Origin of the sequence: Oscillatoria salina IIICB1 (assembly GCF_020144665.1) — a bacterium.
Classification (GTDB): domain Bacteria; phylum Cyanobacteriota; class Cyanobacteriia; order Cyanobacteriales; family SIO1D9; genus IIICB1.
On sequence record NZ_JAAHBQ010000021.1, the window covers coordinates 1 to 26,264 of the forward strand.

The window sequence follows — 26,264 nt, forward strand, 5'->3', positions numbered from 1 at the left end:
AGCCAAATTCGTTGCCAAATCCACCGCAAACAAAGCCGCAGCCGCACCAGGAATCAAGCTACTCGCCAAACCCGAACCCCCACTGAGGAGCGCTTTTTGTCTCATCAAACGATGAGAAATTTCTCGCGGACTTTCATCAGGATACTTTTGCTGTAACTTTCTTACCTCAACTTCAGCCTTCGCAATATCCACGCGATCGACCACAAATAACCACTTTAAAGGCAAAGCTTGAGTTAACTTACGCGAAATCGGATTATCGCCAATCCAGTCGATCGCCGAACCCACTTTTTTCGTTGCTTGTACCGCCGCACCCTTCGCGGCTGCACCAGCATTAATTGCACCTCCAGCGACAACTTTTCCCGCTTGATTAGCCGCATCTCCAACCACTTCGCCCAACTCTTTCGCTTTACCTGCTACAGTTTGTCCAGCTTGGTTTGCCGCACTACCAGCCACTTCTGCCGCATCAGCAACCCTCTCTAACATAATTTTTCCCGTCACTGATGCCACATCGCCGACATTTTCTGTCGTCTCGGCAACATTTTTCAACAATTGATTGAAAAAGGATTTGGGCAGTTTTTTGCCTAACTTTTTCTTTGACAAATAAACCTTTTTATGTTCAGTTAAATTTAATTCTTGATGCCAATCAGGAATTTCATCTCGGCGATCGCGTCCATAAATATTAACCTGAGCTAGATCGCTAATTTCCAGCGCCAGTAATCCTTCCCCAATCAAAGGAACAACCATTTGGCGATCGGGCACTTCCGCCCCAACCAGCATCACCTGTAAAGAATTATCCTTCGGCTTAACCTTAACCTCAAGATCGGCGATCGGTAATAACTCAGACAAAGTAACAGCGACAGCGTTCTCATCAAAATTATTTAGTAGTGTCATAAACTAGCAACAAAAACTTAATTGGCTTTATTGTGCAATTTTGCCCAGTTAACAAACACTAACCAAGGAGATAAGTAGAATTTCTTAGCAAATAGCTAGAGCGGCGATCGCAACAGCGATATACTGTAAAGCAGTAGAAAGCAAAAAATCTTCACAATCACACAGCAACAGGCATACCAAGCCAGTATACTAGCTCGCGAATCGAAAACAAACAAATGAATTCAGGAATTGACCTACAAGGAAGTTTTATCGAAACGCTCACCAAATTAGGCATCCCACCAGGTGCAGCCAAAGCCATCTGGATGCCCCTACCAATGTTTTTAATTATCATTGGTGCCACCGTAGGCGTATTAGTCGTAGTTTGGCTCGAACGAAAAATTTCAGCCGCCGCCCAACAACGTATCGGTCCCGAATACGCCGGACCCTTGGGCGTATTACAACCAGTAGCAGACGGTTTGAAGCTAGTTTTCAAAGAAGACATCGTACCCGCCAAAGCTGACAGAGGATTGTTTACCCTCGGTCCGATCTTAGTCGTTATTCCAGTATTTCTGTCCTTCCTCATCATACCCTTCGGGCAGAATCTCCTCATCAGCGATATTAACATCGGTATTTTCCTCTGGATTACCCTTTCCAGCATCACTCCCATCGGTTTGCTGATGTCTGGTTACGCTTCCAACAACAAATACTCGCTTCTCGGTGGTTTGAGAGCAGCCGCCCAATCAATTAGCTACGAAATTCCCCTAGCACTTTCCGTGTTAGCAGTTGTCATGATGTCCAACAGCCTCAGCACTATCGACATCGTAGAACAACAATCAGGTTACGGCATTCTCGGCTGGAACATTTGGCGACAACCCGTAGGCTTCTTCATTTTTTGGATTGCCGCTTTAGCTGAATGCGAACGCCTACCTTTTGACCTTCCCGAAGCCGAAGAAGAATTGGTCGCTGGCTATCAAACCGAATACGCCGGAATGAAATTTGGCTTATTTTATATCGGTTCCTACGTTAACCTCGTTCTCTCCGCCCTCGTATTTGCCATTTTGTACCTTGGCGGTTGGGAATTTCCCATTCCCCTCGACCAACTATCTAACTGGTTAGGCGTAAGCGAAACAAGTTCTTGGTTACAGGTAATCACCGCTTCTCTCGGCATTACCATGACCGTACTCAAAGCTTATTTTCTCGTCTTTATCGCTATTCTGCTACGTTGGACAGTTCCCCGCGTTCGCATCGACCAACTACTCGATTTAGGTTGGAAATTTTTGCTCCCAGTTAGCTTAGTCAATTTACTTTTAACCGCAGGTTTGAAGTTAGCATTTCCCTTTGCTTTTGGTGGCTAAATGGGGACTGGGGATTGGGGACTGATGAGGGGGAGGACTTGGGAGAGGGGGGAGAGGGGGAAGACAAGCAGGAATTAGGGAATAAACTGTTAACTGTTCACTGTTAACTGGTCACTGTTCACTGGTCACTGTTCACTGGTCACTGTTCACTGGTCACTGTTCACTGAAATCCCTAATCCCCGATCGCTAATCCCCAAATACTGATTACCAAATAAGAAACTATGTTCAAATTTCTCAAACAAGTAGGCAACTACGCCAAAGGAACAGTACAAGCAGCAAAATACATCGGTCAAGGACTTTCTGTCACCTTCGACCATATGCAGCGCCGTCCGGTTACAGTGCAATATCCTTACGAAAAACTGATTCCCTCAGAACGTTTTCGGGGTAGAATTCACTTTGAATTTGATAAGTGTATTTCTTGTGAAGTCTGCGTGCGGGTTTGTCCGATTAACCTACCTGTAGTAGATTGGGAATTTGACCGGGCAAGCAAAAAGAAAAAGCTCAATCATTACAGTATCGACTTCGGCGTTTGTATTTTTTGCGGCAATTGCGTTGAATATTGTCCCACCAATTGTCTTTCGATGACAGAAGAATACGAACTAGCAGCTTACGATCGCCACGAACTCAATTATGATAATGTGGCACTCGGACGCTTGCCTTATAAAGTTACTCAAGACCCAATGGTAACTCCATTGCGAGAGTTGGGTTATCTGCCGAAAGGTGTTACAGACTCCCACGACTTACCTCCGGGTTCCAAACGTGCAGGAAAACGTCCTGAAGAAATTCTCGAAGAGATGGAACCCCAAGTCGAAGCAGAAGAAAAAGCAGCAAGTAACTAAAGAAAAAACTGGACTGATGGTAGGGAAATTTTTCCTTTACCATCAAGCCAAATGTAGAGAAAGAAGTTAAGGAGATTTGGCAGAACGTGAATTTAGCTGAAGGCGTTCAAATAGTTTCGTTTGGCATCCTCGCCACGATGATGATTGTGACAGCTTTAGGAGTTGTCCTCCTGGAAAATATTGTCTACTCAGCTTTTTTGCTGGGTGGCGTTTTTATCAGTATTTCTGGTTTATATCTTCTGCTGAATGCTGATTTTGTCGCCGCAGCACAAGTGCTGATTTATGTTGGTGCGGTTAACGTGCTAATTTTGTTCGCGATTATGTTAGTAAACAAGGGTGAAGTTTTTACCAACCGACCGAAAGATTGGATTCGTAAAGCCGCAACTGGTTTGGTTTGTGCGGGTTTGTTGGTCTTGCTGACCACAATGGTATTTATCACTCCTTGGAATTTGTCTGCGGAGTCACCAGCATTAGTAGAAAATACAGTTGTTACGATCGGCGAACATTTCTTTAGCGACTTTTTGTTACCTTTTGAGTTAGCTTCGGTGTTGTTATTGATGGCAATGGTAGGCGCAATTATTATTGCTCGTCGGGACTTTATCCCCGAAGAATTGTTACCGGAAGAAAGACGCACCACAGCGTTAACTTTGCCCGAAAGACCTCGCGAACTGGCTTCTCTGGGTAGCAATTCTGGGGAAAATAATCAATAAGATTTTGGCAAAATAGCGTACCGCAAGGTCGGCGCAGCAATCGCATTTTTCAAGAGGTAATCAATGCAACTACAATTAGAATTTTTCTTACTGTTATCGGCGGCACTGTTTTGCATCGGCATTTTTGGTTTAATTACCAGTCGGAATGCAGTGCGCGTGCTGATGTCGATTGAGTTAATGCTGAATGCAGTTAACCTGAATTTGATGGGGTTTTCTAATTATTTAGACCCCGTAGCGATTAAAGGTCAGGTTTTTACGGTGTTTGTGATTACTGTTGCCGCAGCAGAAGCGGCTGTGGGTTTGGCAATTGTTTTGGCGATTTATCGCAATCGCTACACAATTGATATGGAGCAGTTTAATCTGCTCAAATGGTAATTTGGGAATTGGGGATTGGGGATTGGTGATTGGGGATTGGCGATTGGTGATTAGGGATTGGGAAGAGGGGGGAGACAAGGAGGACAAGGAGGACAAGGAGGACAAGGAGGAGGGGGGAGACAAGGAGGACGATAATACAAACTGATAAGGTGCTATTCCTAATCCCCAGTCCCCAGTCCCCAGTCCCCAATCCCCAGTCCCCAACTTTATATAGGAGCAAATTATTATGGGAATGACTTTAACTGAAAAAATTATCGCTCGTGCTGCCGATCGCGTCCAGGTCGAACCGGGAGAAAATGTTTGGGTTAATGTTGATGTCCTCATGACTCATGATGTCTGTGGTCCGGGGACAATTGGCGTTTTTAAGCGCGAATTTGGTGAAAATGCTCAGGTTTGGGATGCAGACAAAATTGTCTTAATCCCGGATCATTATATTTTTACTGAGGATGCACGGGCAAATCGCAATGTGGATATTTTACGCGATTTTGCTCACGAACAAGGAATTAAATATTTCTACGATATTCGCGATCGCTCTAATTTTAAAGCTAATCCTGATTATAAAGGTGTCTGTCACATTGCCCTAGCCCAAGAAGGTCACACTCGTCCCGGAGAAGTCTTATTTGGGACTGACTCTCACACTTGTAATGCTGGCGCTTTTGGTCAATTTGCTACGGGTATTGGTAACACTGATGCTGGTTTTATCATGGGAACTGGCAAACTATTAATTAAAGTCCCCGCGACAATGCGTTTTGTCCTCGATGGGGAAATGCCGGATTATTTGTTAGCAAAAGACCTAATTTTACAAATTATCGGCGATATTAGCGTTTCTGGGGCAACTTACCGGACAATGGAATTTGCTGGGGAAGCCGTCCAAAACATGACAATGGAAGAAAGAATGACTCTTTGTAACATGGTCATTGAAGCGGGGGGTAAAAATGGTGTAATTGCTCCGGATGAGACAACTTTCGACTACGTGCGATCGCGCACCGATAAACCTTTCCAAGCAGTTTACAACGATCCTGACGCAAAATTCTATAGCGATCGCACTTATGATGTCTCTCAACTCGAACCTGTTGTCGCTAAACCTCATTCTCCTGACAATCGCGCTTTAGCACGAGAATGCCGCGATGTCAAGATAGACCGCGTTTATATTGGTTCTTGCACCGGAGGCAAAACCAGCGACTTTCTCAACGCGGCACGAGTCCTCAAAGGACGCAAAGTCAAGGTTCCTACCTACATCGTTCCCGCCACTCAAAAAGTCTACGATGACTTATTTACCGTCAAATACGAGGGCGAAACTTTATCAGAAATCTTCATAGAAGCTGATTGTATCGAACCTACCGCACCTTCCTGCGCCGCTTGCTTAGGCGGTCCGAAAGACACCTTCGGGCGGATGAACAAACCAGAAGTTTGTGTTTCCACCACAAATCGTAACTTCCCCGGTCGCATGGGCGATAAAAAAGCCCAAATTTATTTAGCTTCGCCTTACACTGCGGCTGCATCAGCCTTAACTGGCTATGTTACCGACCCCCGCGAGTTTATTTAAGGGAACTGGGGACTGGGAAGAGGGGGAGGACAAGGGAGACAAGGGAGAGGGGGAGAACAAGGGGGACAAGGAGGAGGATAAACTGATAACTGTTCACTGCTAACTGTTCACTGATAATTCCCAATCCCTAATCCCCAGTCCCCAGTCCCCAGTCCCCAGTCCCCAGTCCCCAATCCCTAATCAATAAACTTGGGGTTGTTGTTCGGGAATTTCCAACTCTCGTTGTTGAAGTCTTCTTCCTCCTCCGGTTAACTTCGACACTGTAATGAAAGCGACTAAACCGACAAGAGGACTGATTAAAGTGGGAAAACCGTCAAAATCGCTGGTAAAAATGTTGTTTGGGATGTACAAAAGTGTATTGTCAATCCCGAAAGTTGTCGGCATCAAGACGAAGAAGATTAATCTTGTCAGCGTACCACTAAGGATACAGGCGATCGCGCCGAATCTGTTTGCATTCAGCCAATAAAGACCTCCCGCTAGGGGAACCAGCAACCCGGCAAAACCGATGTCGAAGGCTAGCAAAAGCAAAATCCCTGTTTCTGGCACTTTCAAGGCGAAAAAAATGCCCAATGAGGTGATAACCACAGCCATGATGCGGGTAATTAATAACAGTCTGTCTCCCCCGGCATTATGGTCATCGTGACGAACGCCGAGAATATTATGCGCCATCACCGATGAGGTTCCTAAAATTGCTCCGTCGGCAGTGGAAAGGGAAGCCGAAAGAATCGCCATAATCACCAAAAGACCGAGTATTGGGGGAACGACACCTTTGAGAAGTGAGAAAAGTAGCGGACCATCGGCGCTGATACCAGCTTGGCTGAGAATATCGTTAGCTGAGAGGGCAAGAATAGAAAAAGGAACGCCGATAATAATTGTTCCCGCAGAACCAATTAAACAAGCTCTCTGGGCTGTTTCTGGGCTTTCCGCAGCAAATACCCGCGCCATAAAGTCAATTGCGACAATATCGCCTAATCCTAACGCGAGAAGCGTCGCCCAATTAATTGCTGCACCGGAAGCGGGGTTAGTGAGTTGTTCAAAAGCAAACGGACCGCTACCAGCCGGGATGTGTAGCCCAAAATTGATGGCAATAAAACCAATTAAGAGTAAAGTACCAAAAAAGGCGATCGCTACTTGAATCGCATCGGTATAAGCTACGGCGAATAATCCCCCACTGGCAGTATAAATCAAGACAATAATCGCAATTAACATTACTCCCGCCGTGTAACTCGTTCCCAGAAAAGCTTCAAACAAATATCCTCCCGCAACCAGATTACCCGCTAGCAAAAATGAAAAGCTCAAAACCATAATAATTGAAGCTATCCATTCAGTTTTGCGACAGTATTTAACCCGATAAAAATCCGGTAACGTAATTAAACCCATGCGGTTCATTGGTTTCGCAAAGAAAAGCGCCGTCATCAACAAACAAAGTGCTAAACCAATTGGTAAAGAAGCACCCGCCCAAAAGCCAAATTCCGCAGCCAAGTCAGTATTTCCTAAAGTAGCATTAGAATCCACTGACTGTGCCATTAGCGTCGCTGCCGCCAACGGCAAAACCAAACCTCGTCCAGCTACTAGATAGTTAACACTATCGCCTTTAATTTGCTTTGCAGCCCAGACACCAATGCCTAGAGTTCCGAAGAGGAATAAAACAATTCCCCAAAAAAGAAGTTTATCTGTCATAATAATTAATCCTGAGTCTGTTTTTAATTCGGATTCAGTGTTTGGAGTTTGGAGCTATCTGTAATCTTGGCAGGATGTGGGATAGCTCCTTTTTTTTAAGCTGTAGCTAATTGTTTGGTTGGAGATTTTTGCACTTGATTTCGCAACCAAGCGAACCAAGTTTCTAATCCCTCGCCTGTTTTCGCAGCTACAGGAATAATTGTGACGTGAGGGTTTATTTGCCGCACGTTAAATTCAAGCTTTTCTAAGTCAATATCCAGGTGAGGCGCTAAGTCCATTTTGGTAATCAATAAGCAATCTGCTTCTTGAAACATAACCGGATATTTTAAGGGTTTATCTTCTCCTTCAGTCACGCTTAATAAAGCAACTTTCGCGTGTTCTCCGACTTCAAATTCTGCCGGACAAACTAAATTTCCCACATTTTCTACTAAAACAAGGTCGAATTCAGTCGGGTTATATTCATGGGCTAATCGATGAATTCCACCGGACACCATTTTTGAGTCAAGGTGACAGGAACGCCCGGTATTAATTGCAATAACTGGAACGTCATATTGACGCAGGCGTTCGGCATCTAATTCTGTCGTCATATCGCCTTCAATTACTGCCATTTTCAATTCTTGATTTAAGGTGGCAAGAGTGCGTTCTAAAAGGACAGTTTTTCCGGCACCGGGACTACTCATAAGATTTAAACAAGTAATTCCCCATTCATCAAAATGAGCGCGATTATGGTCTGCGCCTTGTTGATTAGCATGAAGTAAATTAATTTCTAAAGCGGCATCAAATGTTTGGTGCATATTCAGTTACCAGTGAACAGTTATCAGTTATCAGTTATCAGTTTGAACTTGGAAATCTAGCGAAAATCTTGCTTTTATAGGCTTTAATTGTTCGTATCTTTGTAGTGCAGGTATCTTGCCCGCTTTTGATTGATTTATTTATGAAAATCAAACATTTAACCAATCATTGAGAATTACTATATTCCAAGCGATCGATTTTTAGTTCTCGTCCCGAACGGATATCTTCCATTGGCGAATGGCAAGTTGGACAAGCATAATGTAAGCCAATTTCTGGTTTATATTCTGCTTGACATTGATGACAAAAAGCAATCAAAGGTTTAGACTGAATTGCTAGTTTTGCTCCTGCTAAAAAGGTGTTTTGCGTTTGCACCTCGAAAGCAAATTCTAAACTAGCAGGTTCGACACAAGTGAATTCACCAACAATCAAGTGGATTTTGTCGATTTTTGGCTGTTCTGGTTGACTTGAATACCAATCTCGAACCGTCATAATTAATGCTTTTGTCATGTCAGTTTCATGCACGTTTCACCTCGCTGTTAAATTTCACCTCAAACAAAAATTTATCTCTAGAGACGTTGCACGCAACGTCCCTACATTTTTATTTCCACTCGGCTAATTCGAGTTGGGCTTCGGGATGAATATAAGCGGGTTTTTGCTGGCGAGGTAATTGTCCAGAAACAACTAAATGTGCCATCGTGTCACAAATTACGCGAGTCGCCATTAAAGACGTAATATCGCTAATATCATAAGGAGGTGAAACTTCTACAACTTCTAAGCCACAAACGGGCGCATTTTGGACAATTTTCTTGAGTAAATAGAGAGCTTCACGAGGTAGTAGACCACCCGGTTCGGGCCACCCGGTTCCAGGTACGAAACCAGCATCAATACAATCGATATCAAAACTAATCCAGACGCAATCTGTGCCATCTAATGCCCGCTCTAAGGCAAAGTCTGCCGCAGCATCTAGCCCCATTTCTGTAATATCGGTTACAGTTAAAATATTCGTGGCTCGTTCGCGACAAACTTTTACGCCTTCGCGAGGTACTTGCCAGCCACCAATTCCAAGTTGAACGAGGTTTTTTGCGGGGGCATTTTTAATGTTTGTAGCGTGAAACCAAGGGCAAGTGTGCATCCTTTCGTCGAGGTCTGTTTCTTGGGTATCGACGTGGCGATCGAAGTGAATTATACCTACTTTTTTATCTCCTAAATGGCGACAAATTCCGCGAACTGTGGGAAAACCAATGGAATGATCGCCGCCTAAAATTATCGGGAATGCGCCGGAACTAAAGACGTGGGCAACACCTTTGGAAATTTGATCGAAGGATTTTTCATTATTAGCTGGAATGGTGAAAATATCGCCAACATCGCAAAGAGTTATTTGTTCGCGCAAATCTACACCTAATTCAAAATTGTAGGGTGTATAAAGGGCAGAAATGCGGCGAATTCCTTGGGGTCCGAAACGAGTACCGGGGCGATAGGTGGTTCCGGAGTCATGGGGAACGCCTACAATTGCGACGTCGTAGTTCCCCACTTGACGTACATCTTCTAAATAGGGGGCTTTGAGGAAAGTGTTGATTCCGGCATAGTGGGGTAATTCGCCACGAGAGAAGTTAGGAATGCGGCGATCGCGGATACTCTCAGCCGCTTCTAAACCATATTCTAAACCCCGATCTACTTCTTGTTGCCATCCTGTCAAAGGCAGTTTATTTTCTCGCTCTAAGGCGCGTTTGGCTTCGCTAGAATAGCCGTTATGATTACTGTTTGGCGGTTGAAATGGTGTATTTTCACTCATTCATTTTCTCCTCAAAAGTCACCTGAAATAGGAAAAAAGCCCAAGAGGTTGACGCGCCTGCTGATACGTCAATTCCTCCCGGGCTTTTTTCCCGCCGTGTAGCTACCAATGTAAGAAGTTCTTTACTGTTCTGACAAAAGTTTGTTTGGTAGCTTGCTTCTCTCGGACCTGTCACTTCCCGTATAAGTTTGGAAGTCGGAACCCTAGAAGCTTTGTTTAAAATGTAATACTTGCATAGTATCAGTAGTATTTATCAAAAAAATGTATCGAATACTACGAAATATCAGTTTATTTGCCGCTAATTGTTGGCATTTGATGACTTTAAAGTTGGGGGCGATCGCGGGGGGTTGCCCCTATGCTTTGGATTTAGGCGTTTTTGTCAAGAGTCTATTTACATTTATTTATTATTTATTTTTACTGCCAATTACGATAAGGATTGGTAACTAAATTAGCGTTAAAATAGCGAGGATCGTCGGTTACTTCTTGACCCAGCCAAGCGGGTAATTCAATAACTTGATTTTCATTTTTTAGTTCAACTTCTGCGATAATTAAACCTTGATTTTCGCCCAAAAATTCGTCTATTTCCCAAATTAATTCGCCTTGAATTAGTTTATATCTCGTTTTTTCAATTAGTGGCTTTTCGCATAAAGTCGCCAACATTTCTTCGGCATCTTCTCCAGGAATTAAATATTCAAATTCTGCTCTGGATCTTCCGATAGTTTTACCTTTAATAGTGAGATAACCTTGGCTTCCCACGACCCGCACGCGCACGGTTTTTTCGGGAGTGCGGGAAATATAACCTTGGCGATAAATTACACCAGTAGCAAGTTTCCGCCAATCGTCATTTTTAACTAAAAATTTGCGTTCTATTTCTAAGGGCATTTTGTCTAAAAGTAATTAAAAAAAACTTTATTTCCTTTGAGATTTTTGTTTAGCTAAAAATTGAGCAGTTGAACGTTTAACATATTCTTTTTCCGCTTCTTTATCGTCAGTAATTGTCAATAAGTATTCTTTTAATTCTTGAAAGCTCATTTCGGCACAAGGTTTGCTATTTTTGCGGACGTATTCGCTAATTTCACTCATTGACATGGTAGCAAAATTAGGCTTATTCAGACAATTACGATCTTCACAAGATCTTTGAAGCAATTGTCTTTAGATTTCAAGAAAATAAAGTTTGAAGACGCGATCGCGCTATTTCGCAATAATCCTCTTGCAAAAGGGAACTATAACAGAAGTATAGTATCTCTCCCTAAATAGAGGACATGACACAACAACTACCCCAGTGTGACAACCTCCAAGAGCAAGTTAACAGTTTGCTGCAACTGCTGCAAGAAGAACCTGCTCTCAGACAGCAGGATACCACGACTGTCGAAGCCTCGCTCAAAAAAGCAGTGTCACCGCGATTTGAAATTGTCTTTGCGGGTGCTTTTAGCGCGGGTAAATCAATGTTAATCAATGCCCTGCTAGAGCGCGAATTGCTTTATAGTGCAGAAGGTCATGCTACAGGTACAGAATGTTATCTTTCCTATGCTGAACCGGATAACGAGCGTGTAGTCTTAACTTTCCTTAGTGAAGCAGAAATTGGCGCACAAGCAAACACTCTTTCTCAAAGTTTAGGATTACCATCACCTGTAAATCTTAACCAAGCGGAAGTGAGAAACAAACTGCATCAAGAAAGCGAGAAAATTATTCAACAAGAAGGAGGAGAAAGTAAATCCGAACGCGCGAAACAAGCAAATGCTTTAAAATTATTAATTGCCGGATTTGAAGCTAACCGATCGCGCATTCACACTTTGCAAAATGCAACTTATGCAATGGAAGCTTTTAATTTTTCTAACTTGCAAGAAGCAGCTAGTTATGCGCGACGAGGTAGTAATAGTGCTGTTTTGAAGAAATTAGCATATTACTGTCACCATCCCTTGCTAGAAGATGGTAACGTAATTATCGATACGCCTGGAATTGATGCGCCAATTGCCAAAGACCGCCAATTAACTTACGATAAGATTGCCGATCCCGATACTTCTGCGGTAATTTGTGTCCTGAAACCAGCTTCAGCCGGGGATATGACAGCATCAGAAACAGAATTACTGGAAACAATGCGAACTAATCCGGGAATACGCGATCGCGTTTTTTACGTTTTCAACCGCGTAGACGAAACTTGGTACAACACCCAATTACGCGATCGCCTCAATCACTTGATCAATTCACAGTTTAATTCGACTAATCGCATCTACAAAACCAGTGCTTTACTCGGTTTTTATGGCAGTCAAATTAAGCATACCACAGCCAGCGATCGTTTTGGTTTAGATTCTTTATTTGCCCAAACTGTAAAGGGTTTAGACGGACAAGAAGAAACACCTCAATTTGTTTACGAATTCAATCGCTACTGTTTTATTTCGGAAAAATTACCCACCAACAAATTTCCCATTTTTATCGACAGTCGCGAAAATCCTACCCAAAATGCGAAATACGTTCGTTTGCTGAAAGATTTCGGCAACGATCTCATCGATCAATTAATCAAAGATAGCGGAATTAGCACTTTTAGCCAAGCAATTACGCGCTATCTTACCGAAGAAAAACGTCCCCAATTGTTTGAAAATCTCGCTGACGACTTGCAACCTTTGTGTATTAGTCTCAAACAATATTACCTTTCTTTTCAGCGAGATTTAGACAGCCAACCCCAAGAAATTGAAGCAATGAAACAACAGGAGTTGGCAAAACTAAGTCAGCAACTCAAGCAAGTTGGCGACCAATTTCAAGCCCACATAGCGAAAGAAATTAGCGATATTCTCAACGGCGATAACTCAGGTTTTGAAGCCGATTTCCAAGAGCTAAAATTAGCAATGGTAAGTTGTTTAGATAGCTTATTAACTAAATTTTCCGTAGCCACAGCCCATCGCCGCGCAGTCGAAGCCCATCCGCGCAATTCAGTAGTTCCCTTACTCTCAATTTTAGCCGAAGCTTTCTATTACTTAGCCAACGAATTAGAAGATGTCTTGCTTGCTGCTTCTCAAACCCTAGTCATCAAATTTTTTGAACGCTTGCAAAGCCAAGTTAGACAACAAGAATACTACCGAGAAATTTATCGTTTACTAGGAAATGATAGCGGCATTGAGCGTAACTTAAAACAACTGGAAATCCAAGTAGATCGCGCCTTAGCTAACGAAACCAGAACCGAATGCGATCGCTACATTCGCGAACGTCCTCAATTTTACTCACAAGGTTCCGTTTCTATGTGGCAGCTTCACCAAACTTTACAAGAGTCTTGTCGTAGCTTCGACTATCAAAGTATGGTAGAAGCAGAGCCAGCAATTCGTCAATTGCTCAAGCTTGATTTCGATCCCAAAGTTTCCCAAACCGTTAATCGTATTTTCCGTCAAACAATTAACCAAACCCTAAAAACTCATCTTTTACCAGCAGCAGGACAACAAGCTGAAGCCATTTTACAACAATACAGTGAAGCCCGTACTTACCTAGAACAAACTCTCGAAAAAGAAGCAGAAGCAAAAATAGCTAATAATCAGCGATCGCAAGATAATATTCAAAGTAAGATCGCCGCATACAACCAAGCAGTTGCCGGAATAAATTCTTGTTTGGAAGCAATGAAATTAGACCGGGAAAAATTGCCTCCCATCCGAGAATCAGACCTGAATTTTGTGCTAGTTAATCCTGAGTTTTATCCTGTAGAGTTCGGAGAATTTGTTGAAGAAAATGAAGAATTAACCGCAGAAGTAACGGAAGAATTTTAACTTAAGAAAAGCCCAGAGAATGCGTTGAGTGTAACCACCAATCTTTCTCGTTATTTTTAAGAAAACAACGTATCCTTTTTCTTAGTTGACAATTAACCAGTGAGTGCTAATACCGGAGTGCATTATGAACAAGCAAAACGATTTTTTAGAGTGTAAAGAAGATGATGTAATTTCCTTTGGAGAAGATACTTTTAGAATTGGGAAATTCAGGAAAGCAGTACAGGAAGCATTCGGCTACGATATTGGTTACGCCTTATTAGGCTTACTTGCTAATCAAGGTGTCAGAATAGACAAAAAAGTCATCAGTCCCCAAGGAAATAACGAAGATTATACCCAGTGGTTTGATGATGGTATAGATTGCGAAATCCTTAAAACTGATGGTCAAGGTTGGCGTAAGGCGAAAGTCAAAATTAAACTTGAACTAGAGTTAAATCCTGTTTCAGAAATAGAAACTACCGAATCAGAACCAGAAATAGAAACTGAACCAGAGTTTGATTATGATACACCTACCGTAAGTGCTGATATTTATAATCATCTAAATGGCTAAAACTCCACGCATTTTTATTCCGCTAGTAGTTAGAAAATATGTCTTTGCACGCGATAATTATTGCTGTCAAAGTTGCGGCAAAACTAGCCAGCAAACTATTCTCAACATCGACCACATTATTCCTCTAGCGAAAGGTGGTAGTAATGACATCAGCAACTTACAAACACTTTGTTGTAGCTGTAATCAAAAGAAAAGAGATTATCTTGACTCTCGCTTCCAGCGTCGCTTTAGCTAGGTTAAATTTTTTAGGAGGATTAAAGTCCTCACTACGAACTTTTTCTTAGTAATATACTTGAATTAAAAAATTATGCCTGAACTACAACTTCCTGAACCACCAACGTTTAATTCTGTAGAAGATGAACGCCACCACCGCAAACAGCGTTTAGCGGCTGCATTTCGTCTTTTCGCCCGTTACGGCTTTGATGAAGGTGTTGCGGGACATATCACCGCCCGCGACCCCGAAAACCTCGACCATTTCTGGGTTAACCCGTTCGGAATGTATTTTGGTCACATCAGTGTCTCAGACTTGCTACTGGTTAACCACAAAGGCGAGGTTATCCAAGGCGATAAACCCGTCAACGCTGCCGCTTTTGCTATCCACTCTCAAGTCCACCAAGCCCGCCCTGACGTAGTTGCCGCCGCCCACGCCCATTCTGTGTACGGTAAAGCTTGGTCGAGTTTGGGGCGAACCCTCGACCCTCTGACTCAAGATGCTTGTTCTTTTTACGAGGATCATGCTTTGTTTGATGATTATACAGGGGTAGTTCTCGACCTGGAAGAAGGTAAACGCATTGCGGCTACCCTCGGAGAAAGAAAAGCTGTGATTTTGCGTAACCACGGCTTGCTAACTGTCGGTCACACGGTTGATGAAACTGCTTGGTGGTTTATCACAATGGAGCGAACTTGTCAAGCCCAATTACTCGCCGAAGCTGTAGGAAAACCAAAATTAATTGACCCAGAAATTGCGAGTCTTACTTATAGTCAAATTGGTTCTCATTTCATGGGTTGGTTTAGCTTTCAATCACTTTACGAGAAAATTGTTCGCGAAGAACCAGATTTGCTGGAATAAATTTTAGTTTGAAAAATTTATGAGTTTTGCTTGTCTGGAAAAAAAGTAGCGATCGCGCTCAACTCAGCCCAGTATATTTTATTAACCGAGGATCTCGCAGCCAATCTGTAACAAAAAATTATCTTGCGGTGAAAATATCAAGAAATTCAGTGACATAGCTCAATTTAGTCTGTTAGATTAGCGATCGCTCAATTTGTCTAGCGCACTTACTTTGTCGCATCGCTCTTTCGTTAAAATTATTATCTCACTAAACTCAGAACAATCATTCAAACAACCCGAAAACTTTAGCGAAGCAAAATACACTCGTCTGCTGCAAAAAGCTTCCTTCGGGACACTCGCCGCCGGGTTAGTCATAATTATTTTATCAGCGATCGCGATCGCCTCCACACTCAAAGCCACCAAACAAGAAATCAAAACTCTCACAGTTTCAGCACAGCTAAAGCGAGAAACCACATCCGAATTTGATAGCCTACTAGAAGGTTTACGTGCCGCAAAAAAATTGCGAACCGGATGGGGAAAACTACCTTTCCCCGACAAAGCCGAAGTAGAACAAGACCTGAAACTCGTTATTAATCAAGCCTTCGCGCCCAAAATTAGAGAAAAAAATCGCTTAGAAAGAGAAAATTGGTCAATCCAAGATATCAGCTTTTCTCCCGACGGCAAACTACTCGCTATCAGTAATCCGTTCGTAGCGGAAATCTGGACTATCGATAATCAAGAAGTTGTCACTCTCGGAGGGAATACTACTTTCGATAGTATCAGCTTTTCCCCAGACGGAAAACTCCTCGCTACTGCTGGTGGGGGAACTGCCAAAATCTGGACGCTTGAGAGTCCAGAAATGCTCACTCTTCCTGCACACAAAAATGCGGTCGATGATGTGAGTTTTTCTCCAGACGGCAAACTCTTCGCTACTGGTTTGGTTGAGATTGATGATTATGGATTCAAAATCTGGACACTGGAGGGTGAAGAAGTAGCCCCTATTAATTCAGGAGAGATTCAATATGGTTCCTACGGTACAGTCGAAGAAGTGAGGTTTTCCCCGGATGGAAAGCTCCTCGCTATTGCTGATGTTGTTGGAAAGGGTGTTATTTGACTACTCCCCTCCCTCCGCGTTGCTAAAGGGAGGGGATTCACAAGTAGTTCTCTTTCCTCTTGCAGGCACAGTCAAGTTGCCTCTAGACGCTCAATATGTTGACATATAGCCGCATATATTGCGCTTACTTTTTTGAGTTTTATGCTTTCAAACATCCATCACTCAGCTAGTTTAGTACGCTCCTCGCTCTGAAGAAAGCTTGCAGTGGTTTAGTCATACTGCCGTTAGAGCCAATCTAACCGTTGTTTCTTACTTACCGGGATTTCGACCTACTAGAGCGAAGAATCACGTAGATTTTAGTTTTACTCGCGATCGACTATTGTACTAACTTTCTAGTTTCTTTTCAATCAAAGTCGCCGTAGAACAGCGAGGCTTTAAACCCATTTTTTTTGGTAAATGGTATCAGAAGCAATTTGGCGGTGAGATGTTTCGCTTCGCTCAACATGACAGCGATTATCCAACAACTAAGCCCGCCTGCGCGGGCTTAGTTGTTGGAGTTTCTAACGGTCAACCGACCCCATAATGATGTCGATACTACCGAGAATTGCCATGATATCAGCAACTTTCATCCCTTTCAGCAAGTGGGGCAAAATTTGCAAGTTGTTGAAATCAGCAGCACGAATTTTCCAACGCCAAGGGAAGACATTATCGTTACCAATAATAAAGATACCCAGTTCGCCTTTACCGCTTTCGAGACGGACATAATGTTCGCCAGCAGGAATTTTAAAAGTAGGTGGAACTTTTTTGGCGATGTACTGGTATTCAAAATCATTCCACTTGGATTTCTTCCCTTCTGCCATTCGCTTGGCTTCGAGGTTTTCGTAGGGACCGCCTGGTAAAGCTTTGAGGGCTTGACGGAGTATTTTGACAGACTCGCGCATTTCGCGAATCCTGACTACATACCTTGCAAAACAGTCTCCAGCAGTTTCCCACTGAACGTCCCAGTCGAAATCGTCATAGCATTCGTAATGGTCAACTTTCCGCAAGTCCCATTTAACTCCCGAAGCGCGTAACATCGGACCGCTAAGTCCCCAGTTAATTGCTTCTTCGCGAGTAATTGTCCCAATACCTTCAACGCGACGGCGGAAAATTGGGTTATCGGTGATTAACTTTTCGTACTCGTCAACTTTGGGTTCAAAGTAGTCGCAGAAGTCTTCGCATTTGTCTACCCAACCGTAGGGTAAATCCACTGCTACACCACCGATGCGGAAGTAATTATTGTTGACCATGCGATAACCGGATGCGGCTTCCCAGAGGTCGTAAATTAATTCCCGTTCGCGGAAAATGTAGAAAAATGGCGTTTGTGCGCCCACATCAGCTAAAAAGGGTCCCAACCACAGCAGGTGATTGGCGATGCGGTTCAACTCTAACATGATGACGCGGATGTATTGAGCGCGTTTTGGCACTTCAATTCCGGCTAATTTTTCTGGTGCGTTAACCGTAATCGCTTCGTTAAACATCCCGGCTGCGTAGTCCCAACGGCTAACGTAGGGAACGTACATGATGTTGGTGCGATTTTCGGCGATTTTTTCCATCCCCCGGTGGAGATAGCCGATCGCGGGTTCGCAATCGATTACATCTTCACCATCGAGTGTGACAATGAGACGCAATACCCCGTGCATCGAGGGATGGTGGGGACCCATATTGAGTACCATTGGGTCGGTTCTGGTTTCAATTTGTGCCATAAATAGGCGCTTTCTCCCTCTTGAAGAATTCGGCTGGTGCGTTTTTTGCTAGAATGGGCGATCTTAAAGTTGTTCTCCAGATGCCTAAAATTAGCAGCACCTTATGTTTATTTTTGTTGCTTTCTTGTAATTATTATAGGGGGATTGGGGTTTTCAGTTATCAGTTACCAGTTATCAGTGAACAGTCGGGATTGCCAATTGGAGAGATTAAAGAAGGTGGAATTAGAAGAACCACTGATTCGAGAGTAAACTGGTAACTGCTCATTGGTAACAGTTCACTGTTCATTGGGGATTGGGAGAGAGGGGGAAGACCAGGGAGAGGGGGAGGAATTAGAAGATAAACTGATAACTGGTAAATGCGGGTACGTGATAACTGAGTTAGAGATAGGGTTTTGAGTCAGGAAATAGAGAAACAAGAATTTTTTCATGTCCCGGTTTTGAGTCGAGAGTTAAGCGAATGGTTAAATGTTCGTCCGGGGGGACATTATTTGGATGCTACTGTGGGTGGTGGGGGACACAGTGAGTTGATTTTAGCTGCTTTTGAGGATGTGCGGCTGATGGCGATCGATCGCGATGAGAGTGCGATCGCGGCAGCTAAAATTAAGTTATCTTCCTACGGTGAGGAACGAGTACAATTTTGGCAGGGTAATTTTGCTGACTACAATCCTGGTAAGCTTGAGTTTGATGGAATTATCGCGGATTTGGGTGTCAGTTCGGCTCAACTGGATATTGGATCGCGCGGTTTCAGTTTCCAACAAGAGGCTAGTCTGGATATGCGAATGGATCGTTCTCAGTCCCTTACCGCAGCCGAAATTGTTAATCACTGGGACGAACAAGATTTAGCTAATCTTATCTATCAATATGGCGAAGAAAGACTTTCTCGACGCATCGCCCGACGTATCGTGCAAGAACGTCCTTTTCAGACTACCACTGAATTAGCTGCGGCGATCGCCCATAGTGTCCCTCGCAAATACCGCTATGGTAGAATTCACCCCGCTACTCGCACTTTTCAAGCTTTGCGAATTGCCGTTAATGCTGAACTTGAATCTTTAGAACGTTTTCTCGAAATTGCTCCTCAATGGCTCAAAATCGGGGGCAGAATTGGCATTATTAGTTTTCATAGTTTAGAAGATCGCCTTGTCAAACATCGTTTGCGTGACTCATCTTCTTTAAAAGTGCTAACTAAAAAACCCATAACTGCACAACCTGACGAAGAAGCTAAAAATCCTCGTTCTCGCTCTGCTAAACTTAGATTTGCTGAACGAATTTTTTCTTAACTTTCCCTGGTTGACACCTAATTAAATTTAATAAAGTTTCTTCGTTTTTTTCATATTTGCTAGCTTCAGCAACAGAGAATTATCACCGGAAGACTTTTGCTTAACAGCTTGACTTGTTTCAGGTAATGTGCTAGTAAATTCAGAAACAAAATTACCAACATTGCGAGGTAATTCTACTCGAAAAGTAGAACCCTGACCAAGCTGACTTTCGACAGTAATCTTTCCTTGCATTAACTGAACTAAAGAATCAGTAATCGTTAGTCCCAAACCCGTACCATAATACTTACGATTTAAAGTTTGGTCTACTTTACCAAACTCTTCAAAGATATAGCTTCTTTCCTCTTCAGCAATACCGATTCCCGTATCTTTAACCATTAATTCAATGCGATCTTCTGAGACTTCTTTTAGCCCAACTTCAATACTACCGCGATCGGTGAACTTAATCGCATTGGAAAGCAAACTCAGAATAATTTGCCGCAAACGAAAACTATCATTAATTACGCGAACATTTTCTAAACTCGAATTAAAAGCTAAAACCAGATTTTTTTCTTCAGCAATTTCGCGAACATCTTCAACAATTGTTGCTACAAGTTGAACCAAATTTAATTGTTCGAGTTGTAACTCCAACCGTTCTCCTTGAATTTTACACAAATCGAGAATATTATCAATAACTTCCAACAATTCTTTACTATTTGCTAAAATTCGTTCTAGCATCTGGTTTTGCTGTGCAGTAAAACCATCATTTTTGCCACGTAAAAGTAGTTGACAAAAACCAATAATTGCATTTAAAGGCGTGCGTAAGTGATGAGAAATAGTAGCCAAAAATTGAGTTTTAATCCGAGCTGCTTCTAGCAATTGAAGGTTTTGTAACTGAATTTGTTGACGTTGATTTGCGAGTTCAGTATTTTGTTGAGCGAAGATTTTATTTTGTTCTTCGAGACGTTCCTCGCGTTCCTCTAAAGTTTTAATTAAACGAGCATTATCAATAGCGATCGCAGCTTGTTCTCCCACTGCTGATAGCAAATGTTGGTCTTCCCAATTAAAAGCCTTAACATCTTCCCAATTCCCAACTGCTAAAACGCCTAATCTTCCCGCTTTCACTGATTCAATAGCTACAGCATAAATTGCCGCAGGTAAATTACTATTGTCCGTCGCGACACCTTGAACTAAGTGAGAATCTCCGGTTAAAAACACCTGACGCAACCAATTTTCCTCAGAAATATTTTCTAATTTTAAATTATCAGTACCTTGTCCGGCAGCGATCGTTAAAATCAGGCGATCGCACTGAGAATTAAACAGAGTGATAAAACAAATTTCCGCTCCCGCGATCGCGTCACAAACTGCGCTAGCCATTACTCTTAACAAATCGGGCAAATTTGTCAAGCGTTGATTGAGCAAATTTGTCAGTTGTTGGAGAGTACGCAGTTGTTGTTCTTGTTCTCCTAAAATTTGGATTGCTTTGCGATAATTACGGTTAGCAAATTGAGCCGAATCATACAATCTTGCATTTTCGATCGCTAAAGCAGTGCGTTGTGCTAAATCTTCTGCTACTTCTAAATCAGCTTGAGTATAGTAATTAATCGCAGAACTGCGTACAAACAACAGCGAACCTAAATTACGCTCTCCTGCTAATAATGGTACAGAAATATAAGAGCGAATTGCTAATTGTTCTAACAATTCTTGTTGCCGCTCATTTTTTGCCATCTCAACCAACAGCGAATCAGCAAAATTCAAATCGTTGTTAAATGAGCCAATGTAGAGCATTTTTGCCACGATCAATTCCCCGTCATTATTAGTAGTTAACGACCAAGGTTCTAGCTGAGAAATGAGCTTTTCTTGCTGAGGATCTACATAAGCAAAAGCCACACGACGGTAAGAATTACGCTCCTCAAGAAGATCGATCGCGCACCAGTCAGCAAAACAAGTAACTGCTAATTGAGCGAGATTATTAAGCGTCGATTTATAATCCAAACAAGCACCGAGCAAACTACTAGCTTCGACCAAAAAACTATCTCGCTGCTCTCGAAATTTTTGCTCAGTAATATCGCTGAGAATACCAGACATCCGAAATGGTTTACCGTAGCGATCTCTTTGAGCTTTACCACGAGCAACACAGTAACGATATTCTCCACTACTATGACGCAGGCGAAACTGCACTTCTAGTTCTATTTGTTCGTTAAGATGAAGTTGAACTGCTTGAAATACTTTCGAGTAATCTTCCGGATGTACTAAAGAGCAAAATAGTTTTGGGGTAGTAGTAATTTCTGGAGAAAGACCGACAATTTCTAAGAGGCGATCGTTACCATAAATTTCCTGTCGGTTGAAATCCCAGTCCCAAATTCCATCATAAGAACCTTCTAAAATAAAGCGATAACGTTCTTCACTTTCTCGCAAGCGCTGATTAGCTCGTGCTGCTTCTTGTTCTGCTCGGTAAAGGCGAATTGCATTCGATAAGCTACGGGAAATATTTTCTGGGGAAACCTTAGCTTTTTTAAGACAATCTGATGCTCCAGCTTTCATCAACTCCACCGCAGTTTGTTCGTCTCCATCTTCCATGAGAACGACGATGGGAACATTGATTCCCGCAGCGCGAAATTTTTTAACTAATTCGAGGGTGGAATCTTGAGATAGTTGCTCATCCAGAAAAATACACTCAAATAAATTTTCTTCTAAAGACGACCTCGCAGTTTCCCACTCGTTAACTACGGAGATCCTTACTTTCACTCCTGCTGCTGTCAGTGCGCGATCTACTACAGCTTGAGTTTCTGCTGAATCTTCTATTATCAGGATTTTTAGTGTTTCATCGATCATAGCGAGCTAAAAATTGCTGCTGGATGGAGGAATATCCCCGATCGCCAGAAATCCACTGTGTGAAAATCATTTTGCCTCATTTTGCTAGGTAAATATATTTACTCGCACCGTACCATTTTTTTCGTTTCTCAACGAATAAATCACCAATAACTTAAGCAAATTCGCTGTTTTGCTAATTTAGACTTCCTCCACCAAGAATTGTAATCTGAATATTGGCTATTTTTTGATTTTATTGAACGAGGAAATTACAAAGCATGAATTTTTCTGACTGTTGTCTTTTGTCTCAAGTCCTGTAAATATTAGCCCAAATTAGCCTTTCATTATAAATTGTGTCTTGTTTTGAATCTATCTAGTCTCTCTCCCAAGAGCGATTTGTTTCAGGTTTAACTTAGATAATTGACTCTGCGGGAGCGATCTCGGCAGGCGATCGCCTGACCTTCACACTACACTGCGAATTCCAAGCTTGTTTTCCTCTGGAATACGGAAATAAATTAGGTTTCCGTATTATAATTACAGTTTTGAGTTAAATTTCTGATCAAGTTAATTTGTACTAAAACCAAAAGAGCAAATTGAAAAAATTGTCCCAGGTGAGAGAAAACCCTACCTGAAACACCGGGAAAATGCTACTCACTATAGGCGTGAAAATATCTAAACTGAGCTAGTGTCAGTTCTTAGCTGCCTCATCGCAGCCCCTAGGTAAAATTGACACTATGTGTGTTGATATTTGTTGATAATTGTTTACTTTGTTTGAGGAAGCGGTTTCAAAATGAATAAAATTCGGGTTGCTCTAATTGAAGATCACGAACTGACAAGAGTCGGACTGAGAACAGCACTACAACAGCGTAGCGAGATCGATTTAGTAGGTGAGGCGGCAAATGCTACCGAAGGAATGAATATTTTAGAACAATATAGACCAGATATTGGCATTGTCGATATCGGTCTGCCAGACATGGATGGAATTGAGTTAACTAGGAAGTTCAAGGAATCCCAGCAAAATACTGAAGAAAGGGTTACGAGAATTTTGATTCTCACGTTACAAGATAACGAAGATGCGGTGCTAGCAGCCTTTGCAGCAGGTGCTGACTCTTACTGTATGAAGAATATCAGCTTCGATCGCCTCCTCGAAGCACTGAAGACAACCCAAGAAGGTAATGCTTGGATCGATCCGGCGATCGCCAAAATTGTCCTCTCTCAAGCGAAAAAACCTGTTCCAGAAAGCGAACCTCCCGTAACTAACAAAACAGTGAAAATTAACGCTGCTGAACCAGAATACAGTCAATTAATCGAAGCTTATCCTCTTACTGAACGAGAATTAGAAGTTTTGCAACTAATCGTTGAAGGTTGTAGCAACGCCGAAATTGCTGAAAAGCTTTTTATCACTGTGGGAACCGTGAAAACTCACGTCCGCAATATTCTGAACAAACTTTGCGCTGACGATCGCACTCAAGCGGCTGTCCGCGCTCTCCGTTCTGGTTTAGTTGGTTAAAAACCTCCCCACCTCACCAATAGGCTGAAGGTGGGTATTCCCTAGAATTCCCTCCTCTAGCTTGACAAAAAAAGCATAAATGTGCTATAGAAAGCAAGGCGGTAAAAACCAAAGCATTAATTGTCTAACCGCCCCACCTGCGAGGAAAATTCATCAAATCAGCGATCTAATTAGGTAAATTTTTGATATCGTAGTTGGTTGTAGTCAGAAATCAAATCTCGCTCAAGTTAAAGCAGGTGACGACAAAATCAACATCTCCGATTACGGCTAGATGAAAAAAATGGTATGGAGTGCAACTCAAACAGAAAAAGAGTTGCCGTTAAATAAATATGTAGGGAAGAAACACAATCTCGCAAGTTTTTATTCAATTGGAAGAGTGAGCAAATGAGTCAGGCAAGCAATCGCAAACTCAAACTAATGGTGGTGGATGACGAGCCTGACAATTTAGATCTGCTCTATCGTACTTTCCGACGCGAGTTTAATGTTTTTAAAGCAGACGGTGCGCTCAAAGCTTTGGAAATTCTCGACACCGAAGGTGAAATGGCAGTAATTATTTCTGACCAGAGAATGCCCGTCATGAATGGTACAGAATTATTAGGCAAAACCGTCGAACGTTTTCCAGAGACAATTCGCATTCTGCTAACTGGGTACACCGATGTGGAAGACCTGGTTGAAGCAATTAACTCCGGTAAAGTATTTAAATACATCACCAAGCCCTGGAATCCAGAAAAACTCAAAGAAGTAGTTCAACAAGCGGCGGAAACCTATCAAGTTCTCAAAGCCAGGACAAATGAACTGCGACGCGCCCTCAGACAAGAAGAATTACTCAATGTTATCACCAGTGCAATTCGCGAATCTTTAGACTATCGCAGTATGCTACAAACGATAGTCAACAGCATCGGGGAAAATTTTCAAGCAACTGGAGGCATACTCAAGGCAGTAGAGGAAGGTATACTCGTCTCTGACGCTTTTTATTATCAAGCGTCAGCACCAGCTACTACAGAGGAGGAAAGTGAGGATGAGTGGCAACTTTTCGATTGCGACTCGCTCATGCAAGAAGTATTAGCGAACTGTCAAACTCGATCGGCGGAAGAAGAAGATGAAAATGGATCTCGCTGGTATCTCCTGGCTGTACCTCTGATCGTGCAACAAGAACCTTTGGCAGTGCTTGCTCTTTATCAATGTAGCAGTGCTAATCCTTGGCAAAACTCGGACGTGCAATTACTAGAAGCTGTCGCCGAACAAGCCGCTTTAGCCGTTTCTCAGGCAAAACTTTATCAGCGTACCAAAACCCTCGCCGAACAAATGCGGGCTGAGTTGGAAGTAGCGCGACAAATTCAACACAATTTACTCAGACAAACTTTGCCCGAAGTAGAAGGAGTGCGCTTACAAGCAAGCTGCTATCCGGCTCGAGCGGTGGGAGGAGATTTTTTTGAAGTCTATTTCCATCCCCAAGGAGATGTCTGGCTAGCCGTGGGAGACGTTTCTGGTAAAGGTGTCCCGGCGGCTTTATTCATGGCAAGTGCGATTAGTATCTTGCGACGAGAACTGGCTCAAGAAACTTCTCCTGAACCAGATGTTGTCATGCAAAATCTCAACCGCACGATGAATGATGATTTATTTAGTAACAACTGCTTTATTACGATGGTCTTGGCGCGTTATCGTCCTGAGACAAAGGAGTTAGTTTATGCTAATGCAGGTCATATTTATCCGATGGTTTGGTCTCACCGAACGCTCGTCGAGCAAAGAAGCTCCACAAGCCAAGAAATTACCGTGACACCAAATTATCTCAAAGTTCGTGGCGTTCCCGTGGGAATTTTGCCACACTGGAAAGCAAAAGCAGGAAATTTGACTTTGCAAGAAGGATCTACTTTCCTCTTAACCAGTGATGGAATTACAGAAGCAACTTTGACTAAGGAGATGAAGCAGGTGTCCGGTGGGACAAATTCAGATCGACAAAGCTCTAGTTCGATGCTTAATCAAGAGGGTCTTTGGCAATTGATTCTTCAAGAGCAAGATCCCTTCGATCTCAATAATCTCTTAACTCGCCTTCGCGAGTACACGAATAAGATTCAGGAAGACGACCAAACTATTCTCTCTCTGGAGGTTCTGTAGTTGATGAGAACAGAACTGCACGTACCAAGCGATCTCAAATTTCTCACTGTCGTTGAGCGCTGGTTGCTTGACTGTCTAGAACTCGAGCTAGGTGAGTCAGTAGATTGGCCTCGTCAGTCGAATCGCTTACGCTTGGCACTCGTGGAAGCTTACTCGAATGTGGTGCGTCACGCGCACAAAAATCAACCAAATTTACCGGTGTTGCTACGTCTGGAACTTAAAGAGCGCGACATTGCTTTGGAAATTTGGGATCATGGCAAAGGGTTCGATCTCTCAACTTACTTGCCACCAAAGCCAGATGATAAGCAGGAAAGCGGCTATGGTTGGCTGATTATGAATCGGCTGATGGATCGGGTGGAATATCGCTTACAAGTTAATGGTCGCAATTGTCTGAAATTGGAAACTAGTTTACCGGAATTGAAACCAAGTTGATTGGGAATGGTGGGGGCGTACGGCCGTCGCTCCCTTCCCCC

The 26,264-nt window shown here is 42.8% G+C and carries 22 protein-coding genes, 1 pseudogene and 1 riboswitch; of the genes and pseudogenes, 14 read left to right on the forward strand and 9 right to left on the reverse strand.

The features are described 5' to 3' along the window. Positions 1–891, reverse strand: a pseudogene (locus G3T18_RS07855) (hypothetical protein); the annotation flags it as partial. A gap of 215 nt (positions 892–1,106) precedes the next feature. Here G3T18_RS07855 and nuoH point away from each other — a divergent pair. The 5 genes from nuoH to G3T18_RS07880 all read left to right on the forward strand — a co-directional run bounded on the left by nuoH (position 1,107) and on the right by G3T18_RS07880 (position 5,695). After that, positions 1,107–2,225 (forward strand): NADH-quinone oxidoreductase subunit NuoH, encoded by a 1,119-nt coding sequence (gene nuoH, locus G3T18_RS07860; RefSeq protein WP_224409994.1) that lies wholly within the window; start codon positions 1,107–1,109, stop codon positions 2,223–2,225. Positions 2,226–2,446: 221 nt separating this feature from the next. Continuing rightward, entirely contained in the window at positions 2,447–3,064 is a 618-nt protein-coding gene (gene ndhI, locus G3T18_RS07865) for an NAD(P)H-quinone oxidoreductase subunit I (RefSeq protein ID WP_224409995.1), read from the forward strand. 86 nt (positions 3,065–3,150) lie between these two features. Further along, positions 3,151–3,774 carry an NADH-quinone oxidoreductase subunit J gene (locus tag G3T18_RS07870; protein WP_224409996.1) on the forward strand — a complete coding sequence of 208 codons (624 nt, stop codon included), beginning with the start codon at positions 3,151–3,153 and terminating at the stop codon, positions 3,772–3,774. Between the two features lie 63 nt (positions 3,775–3,837). After that, positions 3,838–4,149, forward strand: a complete 312-nt coding sequence (nuoK, locus tag G3T18_RS07875; protein ID WP_224409997.1) for an NADH-quinone oxidoreductase subunit NuoK — start codon at positions 3,838–3,840, stop codon at positions 4,147–4,149. A 226-nt stretch (positions 4,150–4,375) separates the two neighbouring features. Further along, positions 4,376–5,695, forward strand: coding sequence for a 3-isopropylmalate dehydratase large subunit (locus G3T18_RS07880; RefSeq protein WP_224409998.1), 1,320 nt, complete (start codon positions 4,376–4,378; stop codon positions 5,693–5,695). Between the two features lie 180 nt (positions 5,696–5,875). On the opposite strand, the gene G3T18_RS07885 is transcribed toward G3T18_RS07880, so the two are convergent. The 6 genes from G3T18_RS07885 to G3T18_RS07910 form a co-directional block, all read right to left on the reverse strand. Beyond that, complete coding sequence (locus G3T18_RS07885) at positions 5,876–7,375, reverse strand: sodium:solute symporter family protein (protein ID WP_224409999.1); 1,500 nt, start codon at positions 7,373–7,375, stop codon at positions 5,876–5,878. A gap of 95 nt (positions 7,376–7,470) precedes the next feature. Beyond that, a complete protein-coding gene (gene hypB / locus G3T18_RS07890) occupies positions 7,471–8,169 on the reverse strand; it encodes a hydrogenase nickel incorporation protein HypB (RefSeq protein WP_224410000.1) in 699 nt (232 codons plus the stop codon). Between the two features lie 163 nt (positions 8,170–8,332). Beyond that, entirely contained in the window at positions 8,333–8,689 is a 357-nt protein-coding gene (gene hypA / locus G3T18_RS07895) for a hydrogenase maturation nickel metallochaperone HypA (RefSeq protein ID WP_224410001.1), read from the reverse strand. A gap of 76 nt (positions 8,690–8,765) precedes the next feature. Continuing rightward, positions 8,766–9,959, reverse strand: coding sequence for an agmatinase family protein (locus G3T18_RS07900; protein WP_224410002.1), 1,194 nt, complete (start codon positions 9,957–9,959; stop codon positions 8,766–8,768). 73 nt (positions 9,960–10,032) lie between these two features. Beyond that, positions 10,033–10,177: riboswitch (guanidine-I (ykkC/yxkD leader) on the reverse strand. Positions 10,178–10,373: 196 nt separating this feature from the next. Beyond that, entirely contained in the window at positions 10,374–10,841 is a 468-nt protein-coding gene (locus G3T18_RS07905) for a CYTH domain-containing protein (protein ID WP_224410003.1), read from the reverse strand. 27 nt (positions 10,842–10,868) lie between these two features. Then, positions 10,869–11,105 carry a DUF6887 family protein gene (locus G3T18_RS07910; protein WP_224410004.1) on the reverse strand — a complete coding sequence of 79 codons (237 nt, stop codon included), beginning with the start codon at positions 11,103–11,105 and terminating at the stop codon, positions 10,869–10,871. Between the two features lie 116 nt (positions 11,106–11,221). Between G3T18_RS07910 and G3T18_RS25465 the strand changes: the two genes are divergently transcribed. From G3T18_RS25465 to G3T18_RS07940, 5 genes are all read left to right on the forward strand, one after another. Beyond that, positions 11,222–13,708, forward strand: a complete 2,487-nt coding sequence (locus tag G3T18_RS25465) for a dynamin family protein (protein ID WP_263480316.1) — start codon at positions 11,222–11,224, stop codon at positions 13,706–13,708. Positions 13,709–13,832: 124 nt separating this feature from the next. Further along, a complete protein-coding gene (locus tag G3T18_RS07925; protein ID WP_224410005.1) occupies positions 13,833–14,255 on the forward strand; it encodes a KGK domain-containing protein in 423 nt (140 codons plus the stop codon). Beyond that, positions 14,248–14,490 (forward strand): HNH endonuclease, encoded by a 243-nt coding sequence (locus G3T18_RS07930; protein WP_224410006.1) that lies wholly within the window; start codon positions 14,248–14,250, stop codon positions 14,488–14,490. Before G3T18_RS07925 ends, G3T18_RS07930 begins: the two co-directional genes overlap by 8 nt. Before the next feature lie 72 nt (positions 14,491–14,562). Continuing rightward, positions 14,563–15,324 carry a class II aldolase/adducin family protein gene (locus G3T18_RS07935; protein ID WP_224410007.1) on the forward strand — a complete coding sequence of 254 codons (762 nt, stop codon included), beginning with the start codon at positions 14,563–14,565 and terminating at the stop codon, positions 15,322–15,324. Between the two features lie 193 nt (positions 15,325–15,517). Then, complete coding sequence (locus tag G3T18_RS07940) at positions 15,518–16,417, forward strand: WD40 repeat domain-containing protein (RefSeq protein ID WP_224410008.1); 900 nt, start codon at positions 15,518–15,520, stop codon at positions 16,415–16,417. A 500-nt stretch (positions 16,418–16,917) separates the two neighbouring features. Here G3T18_RS07940 and G3T18_RS07945 read toward each other — a convergent pair whose 3' ends face one another. Beyond that, positions 16,918–18,102, reverse strand: a complete 1,185-nt coding sequence (locus G3T18_RS07945) for an NAD(P)H-quinone oxidoreductase subunit H (protein ID WP_224410009.1) — start codon at positions 18,100–18,102, stop codon at positions 16,918–16,920. A gap of 392 nt (positions 18,103–18,494) precedes the next feature. On the opposite strand from G3T18_RS07945, the gene rsmH reads away from it, so the two are divergent. Then, complete coding sequence (gene rsmH, locus G3T18_RS07950; RefSeq protein WP_224410010.1) at positions 18,495–19,379, forward strand: 16S rRNA (cytosine(1402)-N(4))-methyltransferase RsmH; 885 nt, start codon at positions 18,495–18,497, stop codon at positions 19,377–19,379. 27 nt (positions 19,380–19,406) lie between these two features. On the opposite strand, the gene G3T18_RS07955 is transcribed toward rsmH, so the two are convergent. Then, positions 19,407–22,190, reverse strand: a complete 2,784-nt coding sequence (locus G3T18_RS07955; RefSeq protein WP_224410011.1) for an ATP-binding protein — start codon at positions 22,188–22,190, stop codon at positions 19,407–19,409. Between the two features lie 766 nt (positions 22,191–22,956). Here G3T18_RS07955 and G3T18_RS07960 point away from each other — a divergent pair. The 3 genes from G3T18_RS07960 (at position 22,957) to G3T18_RS07970 (ending at position 26,223) form a co-directional block, all read left to right on the forward strand. After that, positions 22,957–23,676, forward strand: coding sequence for a response regulator transcription factor (locus tag G3T18_RS07960; protein ID WP_224410012.1), 720 nt, complete (start codon positions 22,957–22,959; stop codon positions 23,674–23,676). Positions 23,677–24,060: 384 nt separating this feature from the next. Next, complete coding sequence (locus G3T18_RS07965; RefSeq protein ID WP_224410013.1) at positions 24,061–25,791, forward strand: SpoIIE family protein phosphatase; 1,731 nt, start codon at positions 24,061–24,063, stop codon at positions 25,789–25,791. A gap of 3 nt (positions 25,792–25,794) precedes the next feature. Beyond that, entirely contained in the window at positions 25,795–26,223 is a 429-nt protein-coding gene (locus G3T18_RS07970; RefSeq protein WP_224410014.1) for an ATP-binding protein, read from the forward strand. Positions 26,224–26,264: the final 41 nt, after the last annotated feature.